Origin of the sequence: Butyricicoccus pullicaecorum DSM 23266, from assembly GCF_900167005.1 — a bacterium.
Taxonomy (GTDB): domain Bacteria; phylum Bacillota; class Clostridia; order Oscillospirales; family Butyricicoccaceae; genus Butyricicoccus; species Butyricicoccus pullicaecorum.
The window spans coordinates 71,576-83,659 of the sequence record NZ_FUXW01000005.1 but is presented as its reverse complement, the minus strand read 5'-3'; the positions used below and the strand labels follow the sequence as shown (position 1 = coordinate 83,659).

At 59.1% G+C, this 12,084-nt stretch carries 10 protein-coding genes; 9 read left to right on the top strand and 1 reads right to left on the bottom strand.

Annotated features, from left to right (window positions below; all coding sequences use genetic code 11):
- Positions 1-267 precede the first annotated feature (267 nt).
- The 9 genes from B5D52_RS10430 (at position 268) to B5D52_RS10390 (ending at position 9,570) form a co-directional block, all read left to right on the top strand.
- The gene (locus B5D52_RS10430) at positions 268-1,128 is read left to right on the top strand and encodes a phosphate ABC transporter substrate-binding protein (protein WP_016148629.1); all 861 of its coding nucleotides are present in this window, start codon (positions 268-270) and stop codon (positions 1,126-1,128) included.
- A 126-nt stretch (positions 1,129-1,254) separates the two neighbouring features.
- Positions 1,255-2,130, top strand: coding sequence for a phosphate ABC transporter permease subunit PstC (gene pstC / locus B5D52_RS10425; protein WP_016148630.1), 876 nt, complete (start codon positions 1,255-1,257; stop codon positions 2,128-2,130).
- On the top strand, positions 2,127-3,044 hold the full coding sequence (gene pstA / locus B5D52_RS10420) for a phosphate ABC transporter permease PstA (RefSeq protein ID WP_016148631.1): 918 nt from the start codon (positions 2,127-2,129) through the stop codon (positions 3,042-3,044). The genes pstC and pstA overlap by 4 nt, the downstream gene beginning before the upstream one ends.
- Before the next feature lie 38 nt (positions 3,045-3,082).
- Positions 3,083-3,856, top strand: a complete 774-nt coding sequence (pstB, locus tag B5D52_RS10415; protein WP_016148632.1) for a phosphate ABC transporter ATP-binding protein PstB — start codon at positions 3,083-3,085, stop codon at positions 3,854-3,856.
- A 23-nt stretch (positions 3,857-3,879) separates the two neighbouring features.
- Positions 3,880-4,524 carry a phosphate signaling complex protein PhoU gene (gene phoU, locus B5D52_RS10410; RefSeq protein WP_016148633.1) on the top strand — a complete coding sequence of 215 codons (645 nt, stop codon included), beginning with the start codon at positions 3,880-3,882 and terminating at the stop codon, positions 4,522-4,524.
- Positions 4,525-4,841: 317 nt separating this feature from the next.
- Positions 4,842-6,164: a glutamine synthetase family protein gene (locus tag B5D52_RS10405; protein WP_016148634.1), complete on the top strand. Its 1,323-nt coding sequence runs from the start codon at positions 4,842-4,844 to the stop codon at positions 6,162-6,164.
- Between the two features lie 31 nt (positions 6,165-6,195).
- Positions 6,196-6,768, top strand: coding sequence for an ANTAR domain-containing response regulator (locus B5D52_RS10400; RefSeq protein ID WP_016148635.1), 573 nt, complete (start codon positions 6,196-6,198; stop codon positions 6,766-6,768).
- 20 nt (positions 6,769-6,788) lie between these two features.
- On the top strand, positions 6,789-8,402 hold the full coding sequence (locus B5D52_RS10395; protein ID WP_016148636.1) for a CTP synthase: 1,614 nt from the start codon (positions 6,789-6,791) through the stop codon (positions 8,400-8,402).
- Entirely contained in the window at positions 8,392-9,570 is a 1,179-nt protein-coding gene (locus B5D52_RS10390) for an LL-diaminopimelate aminotransferase (protein ID WP_016148637.1), read from the top strand. Before B5D52_RS10395 ends, B5D52_RS10390 begins: the two co-directional genes overlap by 11 nt.
- Before the next feature lie 447 nt (positions 9,571-10,017).
- Here the strand turns inward: B5D52_RS10390 and B5D52_RS10385 are convergent, their stop codons facing one another.
- The gene (locus B5D52_RS10385) at positions 10,018-11,964 is read right to left on the bottom strand and encodes an LTA synthase family protein (protein WP_016148638.1); all 1,947 of its coding nucleotides are present in this window, start codon (positions 11,962-11,964) and stop codon (positions 10,018-10,020) included.
- Positions 11,965-12,084: the final 120 nt, after the last annotated feature.

Genomic DNA, 12,084 nt, shown 5'->3' with positions numbered 1-12,084 from the left:
TTTTCCTTGTCAAGTGTCGATCAGCATTTCACGCAGATTTGACCAAACTCTTATCAGATTTGCACGATTTTTACAAAACACTTTTGTGTAAAAATTTTTTGACCGACTACTTTCGTACTTTTACAAAGGATTCACCGGGATATGCTAGTGGATTTTGCAGGCCTCGTCTATACTGGTAACCGTTCCGAAAATCAAAGGACAAACGATAGGGGCAGCGCTCAGGCGAGCGTGGAAACTGCCCGTCCAGACAAAAAGGAGACATTTGTTATGAAACTCAGACGTATCTTCGCAATCTTTACCGCTTGTGCACTGGCTGCAAGCCTGACCGCTTGCGGCGGCTCTCAGGACACCGAATCTCAGGCCGATGCAGGCGAGACTTCCGAGTCCACTACTCTCAGCGGTGCAATCGCAACCGGCGGTTCCACCAGCGTTGAGAAGGTCATCGGCGCACTGAGCGAGTCCTTCATGGAGCTCAACCCCGACGTTGACATCACCTACGATCCCACCGGTTCGGGCGCAGGCATCACCGGTGCTGCTGACGGCACCCTGGATCTTGGCCTGTCCAGCCGTGACCTGAAGGAAGAGGAGACCGCGCAGGGTCTGACCGCTACCACCTTCGCACTCGACGGTATCGCAATCGTAGTTAACTCCGAGAACCCGGTTTCTGACCTGTCCCTCGAGCAGATCAAGGGTCTGGCAGACGGCACCATCACCAACTGGAAGGATGTCGGCGGCAACGACGCTCCGGTTGTTCTGATCGGCCGTGAGGCAGGTTCCGGTACCCGCGACGGCTTCGAGAGCATCGTAGGCGTTGAGGATGTCTGCAAGTACGAGCAGGAGCTGACCAGCACCGGCGCAGTCATCGCAGGCGTTGCTGCAAACCCGAACGCTTTCGGCTACGCTTCCCTGTCCGCTGTTGATGAGACCGTCAAGGCTGTCACCGTAGACGGTGTTGAGGCTACCGAGGAGACCGTTCAGGACGGTACCTACAAGATTCAGCGTCCCTTCATCTTCGTCACCAAGGACGGCGCTGAGCAGACCGAGCAGACCAAGGCCTTCATCGAGTACGCTACCAGCGAGGAAGTTTCCGACCTGGTCGCTCAGGCTGGCGCTGTACCGCTCAAGTAAGCCTCTCGCTCCCTTACACTTGATACCTCTTCAATTTCCAAAATCTTTTTCCAATCTTTTCTCTGATCCCTTCGGAAGCCGCGGTCAAAACGCCCGCGGCTTCCCCCGTCCAGCCAAGGAGTGCCTATGAAAGTCAAACATGTCATCGAACGTGTGATGAATACCGTGTTTTTCATCTGCGGCATGGTTTCCATCGCTGCCGTTCTGCTCATCACTATTTATATGGTCATCGCCGGTCTGCCCGCCATCCTGGAAATCGGCCCCATCGATTTCCTGCTCGGTCAGGTCTGGCAGTCCACCGCAGCCGATCCCAAGTTCGGTATCCTGCCCTTTATCATGACCAGCGTCTGGGGTACACTGGGCGCAGTCGTCATCGGTGTGCCCATCGGCCTGTGCACCGCGATCTTCCTGTCCAAGCTCGCACCCCCCAAGCTCGCCGCCATCGTTCATCCGGCAGTTGAGCTGCTCGCGGGCATTCCTTCGGTCGTTTACGGTCTGATCGGTATGATGGTTCTGGTTCCCGGTGTCATGAACCTCTTCGACCTCAAGAGCGGCAGCACGCTGCTGACCGCTATTCTGGTTCTGGCTGTCATGATTCTGCCCAGCATCATCTCGGTCAGCGAGACCGCTCTGCGCGCTGTGCCGCCCGAGTACGAGGAAGCAAGCCTGGGTCTGGGCGCAACCTGGATCGAGACCGTGTGCAAGGTCAGCGTGCCCGCTGCCAAGAGCGGTATCGCCGCAGGCGTTGTCCTGGGCGTCGGCCGCGCCATCGGTGAGGCCATGGCGGTCATGATGGTCGCCGGCAACGTCGCCAACATGCCCGGTCTGTTCAAGAGCGTCCGCTTCCTGACCACCGCGGTCGCAAGCGAAATGAGCTACGCCGCAGACGGCAGCCTGCAAAAGCAAGCGCTGTTCAGCATCGGCCTCATCCTCTTCATCTTCATCATGCTCATTAACCTCCTGCTCGGCCGCATCCTCAAGAAAGGAGCTGCAACCAAATGAGTCAAGCTGCATCTACGACAACGACCCGTTCCCGTACCCAGTCGTGTACGGTCGGTAAAATGAATCACGCCGCTGTCCGCCGCGTCAAGGGCGGTCTGATGACCGGCATCATGTACGCCTGTGCGGCTTTCACCGTGCTGCTGCTCGTCGGTCTGCTCGGATACATCTTCGTGCGCGGCCTGCCTGAGGTCACCTGGGAGCTACTCTCGACCAAGCCCAGCACCCTCAAGGGCACCATCGGCATCCTGCCCAACCTGCTCAACACCCTGTACATCATCCTGCTGACCCTGCTCATCGCGCTGCCTTTGGGCGTGGGCGCGGCCATCTATCTGACCGAATACGCAACCAACAAGACCTTCTCTCGCGTCATCGAGTTCGCCACCGAGACCCTGGCCGGTATCCCGTCCATCATTTACGGTCTGGTCGGTATGCTGGTCTTTAAGCAGGTACTCGGTCTGGGCACCAGCCTGCTGTCGGGCAGCCTGACCCTGGTCATCATGATTCTGCCCACCATCATCCGTACCACCCAGGAAAGCCTCAAGACCGTTCCCCAGAGCTACCGCGAGGGTGCGCTCGGTCTGGGCGCGACCAAGTGGCACATGATCCGCACCATCATCCTGCCCTCTTCCATGCCCGGTATCGTCACCGGCTGCATCCTGTCCATCGGCCGTATCGTCGGTGAGAGCGCCGCGCTGCTGTTCACCGCAGGCAGTGCGACCATCATTGCGGGCAACATCATCGAAGCGTACTCCCGCGGCGGCGGCACGCTGTCGGTCGCACTTTACATCTACGCGGGCGAGCGCGCTGAGTTCGAAGTCGCTTTCGCCATCGCCGCCATCCTGCTGATTCTGGTCTTTCTCCTCAACTGCGCCGCAAAGCTCGCGCAGAAGGGTCTGTCCCGCAAGTATCAGTAACGTCTGTTTGATCCAAACGCAGCAAAGGAGTCTGTCTCATGCTTGATAACGCAAAGCCGCAACCCATTCTGGAATCTAAAAATCTGCACCTCTACTATGGTGAAACCGAGGCCCTCAAGGGCATCGATATGAAGATCGGCAAAAACGAGATCACCGCGCTCATCGGCCCGTCGGGCTGCGGCAAATCCACCTTCCTCAAGACCTTAAACCGCATGAATGACCTCATTCCCTCGGTCCGCATCACCGGCGAGGTCACCCTACAGGGCAAGGATATCTTCTCTCCCGACGTGGATGTCACCGCCCTGCGCCGTCAGGTCGGCATGGTCTTCCAGAAGCCCAATCCCTTCCCCATGAGCATCTACGACAACATCGCTTACGGCCCGCGCCTGCACGGCAATCACAGCAAACATGAGCTCGACGAGATCGTCGAGAACGCGCTGCGCGGCGCTGCGCTGTGGGACGAGGTCAAGGACCGTCTCAAGAAGAGCGCGCTCGGCCTGTCCGGCGGTCAGCAGCAGCGTCTGTGCATCGCACGCGCACTGGCCGTACAGCCGGATGTACTGCTCATGGACGAGCCCACCTCGGCGCTCGACCCCGGCAGCACCCTGCGCATCGAGGATCTGATGGCCGAGCTCAAAAAGAACTACACGGTCGTCATCGTCACCCATAACATGCAGCAGGCGACTCGTATTTCCGACAAAACCGCCTTTTTCCTGGTTGGCGAGCTGATCGAGTTCGGTGACACCAAGCAGATCTTTACCAATCCTCACGAGAAGAAGACCGAGGATTACATCACCGGCCGTTTCGGCTGATTTTTCAGGAGGAACCACACACTATGCGCAATCTCTACACCGCAGAGCTGGAAGCCATCACCCATCGCGTCCTCAAGATGGGCACCACGCTCGAGCAGTCCATCAACGAAACCATCCGCGTGCTCTCCGACGTGGACGCCGTGGGCGCACAGCGCCTGATCGACGGCGACGACGTATTCGATCAGATGGAGCGCAGCATCGAACAGCACTGCCTCAATCTGGTCGCCATGCAGGCACCGGTCGCAGGCGACTGGCGCCGCATCGCCTCCATCATGCGCATGATCTCCGACCTTGAACGCATCGCTGACCATTGCAGCGACATCGCAGAGTATGTTTTAAAGCTCTCCGCCCTGCCGCGCGTCTCGCAGCCCGACGGTCTTGCAGACATGCTCACCCGCGTCAAGGACATGCTGCGCGCCACCGTACTGGCCTACGTCGAACTTGACGTCGACGCTGCCCGCGCTGTTGTCCACCAGGACGACAATCAGGATGAGGCGTTTGAAAACATGGTCACCTCGCTGTGCACGCTCATGGAACAGGAGCCCGAGCACATCCCCCAGTACGTCGATTATCTGATGATCGCCAAGTACCTCGAGCGCATGAGCGACCACACGACAAACCTTGCCGAGTGGATCAGCTACATCACCGACGGCGTGCTGACCAAGTAATCTGCAAATCTCGCAAAAGGACCGGAATAGGTCACGTTCGTGGCCGGACCGGTTCTTTTTTTCTTCCCTTTTCCCCGGTTTTGATCTGCCCGCTGCGCTTTTGTGCAACCCGCGCGTCCCAAGCCCCTGCCGCCCGGTTTTTTCTGGAGAATGTGCAGAAATGCAAAACAAATCGCGCCTTTCCCTTGACGCGGCGTGCACGCCGGGATACAATAAGAACGGACAATGGCGTCCGCAGAAGTTCGGCAGTGCTGTCATCGCTGCCTCTTTTTGCGGACGCTTTTTCTATTTTTCTGCACGGTCAGGAGGATTTTTCTATGCTGCACTACACCACGAGCGAGGCCATCGAGTTCATCGAGGAAAATGACGTCAAGTTCATCCGTCTCGCCTTTTGCGATATCTTCGGCGTACAAAAGAACATCTCGATCATGCCCGGCGAGCTGGCGCGTGCCTTCCGCGAGGGCATCAGCTTTGACGCTGCCGCCTTCCCGGGCTTCGCTTCCCCGGACGGAAGCGATCTTCTGCTCTTCCCCGATCCCACCACGCTCTCGATCCTGCCCTGGCGGCCCAGTCAGGGACGTGTCGTGCGCTTTTACTGCGATATCCGTCAGCCCGACGGCCAGCCCTTCCCCGGTGACGGCCGTTTCCTGCTCCGGCAGGCCGTGCGCCGCGCACGCGAACGCGATCTGACCTGCAAATTCGGCACCGAATGTGAATTTTACCTGTTCCAGCGCGACGAGGCCGGCTATCCGACCCATATCCCGCACGATCGCGCCGGTTACTGCGACATCGCGCCCCTCGACCGCGCCGAGAACGTGCGCCGTCAGGTCTGCCTGACGCTCGAGGAAATGGACATCCAGCCCGAGCGCTCGCATCATGAGCAGGGACCTGGGCAAAATGAAATTGACTTCCAGTATGCCTCCCCGCTCGCAGCCGCCGACAATCTGACCACCTTTAAGTCGGTTGTCAAGACCGTGGCCAGCCTCAACGGCCTGTTTGCCTCCTTCCTGCCCAAGCCCATCCCCGGTCAGCCGGGCAGCGGCCTGCACATCAATATTTCGCTGTTCCAGGGCGGACGCAACATCATCGAGACCGAAAAGGGCGTGCACTCGGAGATCTCCGAGCAGTTCATCGCGGGCATCCTGCGCCGTGCGCATGAGCTTGCCGCCTTCCTCAATCCGCTGACCAACTCCTATGCCCGCTTCGGTGAGTTCGAAGCGCCGCGCTTTGTGTCCTGGTCGCACCAGAACCGCTCGCAGCTCGTCCGCATCCCGGCGGCGCACGGCGATTTCCGCCGCATGGAGCTGCGTGCACCCGACCCGACGGCCAATCCCTATCTGGCCTTCACCCTGCTCATCCACGCCGGTCTGGAGGGCATCGCCGACCGTCTGACCCTGCCCCCGGCCTGCAACCACGATCTATTCACTGCACCCGCCGACGTGCTCGCACAGTACGAGCTGCTGCCCGGTACGCTGCACGAGGCGCTTGCACATGCACAGCGCAGCGCGTTCATCTCGTCCATCATCCCCGAGCCGCTGCTGAGCAGCTATCTGGCCGTCAAGGCACGGGAGTGGGAGACGGTTTCACGTGCATCCGACTGCAAGGCCGCCGAGGACGACCTGTATTTCGCACGCTGGTAACAGACACCCATGAGGAAAGGAGGGGGCGGGCTTGGATCGCGTATTGCTCGTCGCACACACCAAGCGCAGCGCTGCGGCGCTGGAAAATTTCCTGCGCGAATGTGGCGTGCAGGCTGAATTTCTGGTCTCTCTGAGCAGCGTGGATGCGCGGCGCAGGCTGGCAGACCAGGACTTCGACCTGGTCATCATCAACGCGCCCCTGTCCGATGAATTCGGGCATGAGCTGGCGCAGGACATGGCACAATATACCGTAGCCGGGGTTTTGCTGCTCGTCGCCGCCGATGAGGCCGACGCGGTCGCGTCCAAGGTCACCGATACCGGCGTGCTCATCCTGCCCAAGCCGGTCAGCCGTCTGCTCTTGCAGCAGTGCATCCGTCTGGCGCAGGCCTCTCATCGCCGTCTGGGCAAACTCATCGACGAAAACCGCCGTCTGCGTCAAAAGCTGGAAGATCAGCGCCTGATCAGCCGCGCCAAGTGCATCCTGATCGAATGCTGCGGCATGACCGAACCCGAAGCGCACGCCTACATCGAGCGCCGCGCGATGGACGAGCGCAGACCCAAACGGGCGGTCGCCTGCGACATTTTACAGGCGGATACCGACTAACAGAGAAAGGGACGTTTCACATGACCAAATATATTTTCGTAACCGGCGGCGTGGTCTCCGGTCTGGGCAAGGGCATCACCGCCGCTTCGCTCGGCCGTCTGCTCAAAAGCCGCGGGCTCAAGGTCGCAGCCCAGAAGCTCGACCCCTATATCAACGTTGATCCGGGTACCATGAGCCCGTTCCAGCACGGTGAAGTGTTCGTCACCGAGGACGGCGCGGAAACCGATCTGGATCTCGGACATTACGAACGCTTTATCGACGAAGACCTCAACCAGTTTTCCAACCTGACCACCGGTAAGGTGTACTGGAATGTGCTGGGCAAGGAGCGCGCAGGCGAATATCTGGGCGAGACCGTGCAGGTCATCCCGCACATCACCGGCGAGATCAAGTCCTTCATCTACGGCGTCGGTCAGAAGACCGGCGCGGATGTAGTCATCACCGAGATCGGCGGCACGACCGGTGATATCGAGTCCCAGCCCTTCCTCGAGGCCATCCGTCAGGTGGCAGCCGAGGTTGGACGGCGCAACTGCCTGTTTTTGCACGTCACCCTCGTGCCCTTCATCTCGGGTTCGGATGAGCCCAAGTCCAAACCCACCCAGCACTCGGTCAAGGAGCTGCGCGGCATGGGCATCCAGCCCGACCTCATCATCTGCCGCGTCGACCGTCCGCTGGATGAGGATATCAAGGCCAAAATTTCGCTGTTCTGCAACGTCGCACCCGACTGCGTGATCGAAAACCGCACGGTACCCGAGCTGTACCGCGCACCGCTCATGCTCGAGCGCAGCCATCTGTCCGATATCGTGTGCCGTGAGTTAGGTCTTACCGTTCCCGCGCCCGACCTTGGTGAGTGGACCGAAATGCTCGCCCGTATGGACGCACGAGACGGACGGGTCAAGATTGCACTGGTCGGCAAGTATGTCAAGCTGCACGACGCTTATCTGTCGGTTGCCGAGGCGCTGCATCACGCAGGCTATGAGGTCGGCTGCTTTGTCGATATCGACTGGGTGGACTCCGAAGCCATCACCGACGACACGGCAGGCCAGCTGCTCGCCGGTGCCGACGGCATCATCCTGCCCGGCGGCTTTGGCTCGCGCGGCATCGAGGGCATGCTGTGCGCGGCAAACTATGCCCGCAAGCATGGCATCCCCTATTTCGGCATCTGTCTGGGCATGCAGATCGCCGTCATGTCCTACGCCCGTTCTGTGCTGGGCTGGCAGGACGCGCACTCGACCGAGTTCGACCCCGACACCGCCCATCCGGTCATCGCCCTGATGAACGAGCAGCAGGAAGTCACCCAGAAGGGCGGCACCATGCGCCTCGGCGCTTATCCCTGCCGCGTTTTACCCGATTCCATCCTGTCGCACGCCTATGCGGCAGAGGAAATACAGGAACGTCACCGCCACCGCTACGAGTTCAACAGCACCTTCCGTGACACGCTCGAGCAGGCCGGTCTGCGCGTGACCGGCGTTTCGCCCAGCGGCAAGCTGGTCGAGGCCGTCGAGATCCCCGACCACCCGTTCTACGTCGGTGTACAGTTCCACCCCGAATTCAAGTCCCGCCCCAACCATGCGCATCCGCTGTTCCGGGCGTTTATCGCAGCCGCTGAGAGGAGAAATCAAAACCATGCAGATTAACCGACACTATGAAGACCTGACCGAGAGCTACCTGTTTTCCACCATCGCACATAAGGTATCGGCGTTCCAGCAGGCACACCCCGAGGCTGACATCATCCGTCTGGGCATCGGCGACGTGACCCGCCCCCATGCACCCGCGGTCATCCGTGCGCTGCACGATGCCGTAGACGATCAGGGCCGTCAGGAAACGCTGCACGGCTACGGCCCCGAGCAGGGTTATGACTTCCTCAAGCAGGCGGTACAGAAGTATTACGGGGATCGCAAGATTGAGCTGGAAGCCGACGAAATCTTTATCTCGGACGGTGCAAAGAGCGATCTGGGCAACATCCTCGACCTGTTCTCGTCCGATAACACCGTACTCGTTCCCGACCCGGTCTATCCGGTCTATGTCGACACCAACCTCATGGCTGGCCGCAAGATCGTCTATGTCAGCGCGACCGAGGACAACGGTTTCCTTCCCCTGCCCGACGTGAGACAGCATGCCGATATTATTTATATGTGCTCGCCCAACAACCCGACTGGTGCGGTCTATGACCGCGCTGGCCTGACCGCGTGGGTCAACTACGCAAACGAGCAGGGCGCTGTCATCCTCTTCGACGCGGCTTACGAGTGCTTCATCAGCGAGCCCGACCTGCCGCGCTCCATCTTCGAGATCGAGGGTGCCAAGACCTGCTCGATCGAGTTCTGCTCGTTCTCCAAGATGGCAGGCTTCACCGGCACGCGCTGCGGCTGGACCATCGTGCCCAAGGCACTGGCCGAGGGCAAGCTGCACGCCATGTGGCTGCGCCGCCAGACCACCAAGTTCAACGGCGTGCCCTACATCGTACAGAAGGCTGCCGCTGCCGTCTTTACGCCCGAAGGCATGGCAGAAATTCAGCACACGCTGGACTACTACCGCGAGAACGCCCGCGTGCTGTCTGAGACGCTGGACGAGCTGGGTATCTGGTACACCGGCGGCAAAAACAGCCCCTATCTGTGGCTCAAGTGCCCGAACGGCATGGATTCCTGGACCTTCTTCGACTATCTGCTCGAGGAAGCGCACGTCGTAGGTACGCCGGGCGAGGGCTTCGGCGCAAACGGCAAGGATTTCTTCCGTCTGACCGCGTTTGGCGATCAGGAACGCACCCGCGAAGCCGCTGAGCGCCTGCGCTGCCTGCTGCGCAAATAAATTCGCTTTCCTTTACATTCCTCTTTTTGATTACCGCGATCCTGTCTTTGATGGGGTCGCGGTTTTCTTTTTAGGAATAGCAGCGCACCAATTCCCGCCCGCAGGCGAAATAAAGCTTTCGCCGGCCTTTCTCGAAAGGCCGCAGGTTCTCAGGGCAGCGCCCTGAGCCGCTGTCCGCAGACAGCGGAATCTCCTTTGATTCCCGGTGTCCGCCCCGGGAATCAATTTAAACATACAAAAAAGGAAAGACCAACCCTTCGGTTGGTCTTTCCAGAGAATTGCGCATCCTGCGGGATGCGCTTTTATTTTTTATTTTGGTTGATTTTCGCAAAAGCGAAAATCAAAAAGGGGATTTCGCGCTCTGCGGAGCGCGACTCAGGGCTCTGCCCTGAGAACCCGCAAACCTTTGAAAAGGTTTGATCCAAACTTCAATTATGGGTGCGGTACTTAATCTGCGACCGTCGGCGCGTCCTGATAGTTCTTACCAAACAGCAAATCATATTGCAGCAGCCACTGTTTTTCATACATTTCCTGCTGTTCCGGGGTCATTGCCGCGTCTCGGGTATACGTTCCATCCGGTTCCACCGTCGTACCCAAGGTTCTCGCGCGGTACAAATCAAGTTCCTCGCGCAGCAGGTCAAAGTATGCAGGCTGGTCCAGACCGTACAGGTCGTCCGTCACCGTCGTGATCTGATATGCTGCAACCGTGCCCAGATCAACCGGTTCCTTCCAGTAATTGCTCCAGATGAGCAGCGGAGTCTGATGGACGCGCGGGTCGTTTGCGTCCTCCGAGCCGTAGCCGGTCGCGCTGTAAATGTTCATGCCGTTGCCGATGGGGTTATAGTGGTCGCCCCACATAACCAGAATGACCGGCTCATCTACCGTGTCAAAGTAATCGGTCAGCATACCCCACATGGCGTCGGTCTCACGCACGCCGGTCGCGAAGTCCTCCAGGCAGCCGATGGTGTAGTCGGTCACGCCCTCGGGTGCGCTGGTCACATGCACGCGCTCGCTGTCCGGGTAGTTCTCCGGAGTATAGGCGAGGTGGTTCTGGATGGTCACCGCGTGCATGAACAGCGGGGTATCCGCGTCCTTGTTCTCAAACGCGCTGATGATCTGTCGGCCGGTCTCGGCCTCGGTCACCAGACCGCCTTCCCAGTCGCACGGACGTTTGCGCTCGGGGTCGGTCATGTCCTCCAGGCTGATGAAGTCATCGAAGCCAAGGTCTGCATACGCTTCCTCACGGTTCCAGTACTTGCCGTAATAGCCGTGGATGGCCAGCGTGTCATAGCCTTCTGTCTTGCGGAAAGACGCAATGGAAGCCGTCGGGCCGTGGATGTACTCGACGTAGGGTTTGCACGAGCTGGGCAGGTATTCCATCGAAAAACCGGTCAGTGCTTCGCACTCTACGTCGCAGGTGCCGCCGCCAAAGCGCGGCGAATAGCACTTACCGTATGCCATTTCGCTCTTGGTGCGCTGGATGTTGGGGGTCAGCTCCTGATCGTAGGTCACGCCGGGGACTTCGGACGGGTCCCAGAATGCCTCGGCTTGAATGTAGATGACGGTCGGCTTTTTGACCGTGCCATCGCCCTTGGCCGCATAGCTCGCTGCAAAGTACGGCTCGGAATCTCCCGTACCGTTTACCACCTGCTGCACATGCTCGGCGTTATATCCCTCAGGTGCGTCCACCTGCATGACCTGCATATTGGTGAAAAACGCGGTCACCAAGCTGTAATTTCGATAATAACGGTCCTGCATCCAGGCATCGGGCGAGATGTACAGAATGTCCTGTGTAACGTGCTGCTGTAAGAACACGCCGAACACCATGGCGATGGCACCCACGAGCGGTACCACGCTGCGCACAATCCAGCGCACCCAGCCGAAGCGCAGGCGCGGCAGGAAGCAGGAGATCAGGGTCAAAAGAAGCAGGACAACCGCGGCGCCGCACATGGATTTGGTCACCCACAAGTTGACCTTACCCGCCACGTCAAAGGCCTCGCTCGCCTGTGCGAAGTCCCACGGCAGGAAGGGTTCGCCGCGCAGCTGCAATTTATAATAGCAGATGACTGCCGGGACGCACAGGAAGATCGACGTACACACGGTTGCGACCGGTGCACGGTTGGTCAGTCCCAGAAAAAAGAAATAGACCAGCGTCAGGAACACCCAGCCCACAAACCAGGCTGCACGGTGCCACCACAGGCTTTCTACCCAGAAAAACTGATACTGAAAGATCTGGTCTTCAATCTGAATCCAGGTGGCGCACAGCGTGATGATCGCCGCCGCCAGCGGGCCAAACAGCCAATGGCACCAGCTGGGCAGCATCGGTCTGCGCACAGACACCCGTTCGTGTGCGGACGAACGGGTGCCCACCTTTGATTTTGCTATGGTTTCCATGAATTTTGTCTCCTCAGAATACACGGGGCTTTACATAGTTTTTACTATTATATCATAGAAACGAGACAAAATTTATGGACAGAAGCGACGAAAAACAGGGCTTTTCCACGCCCCGGAATT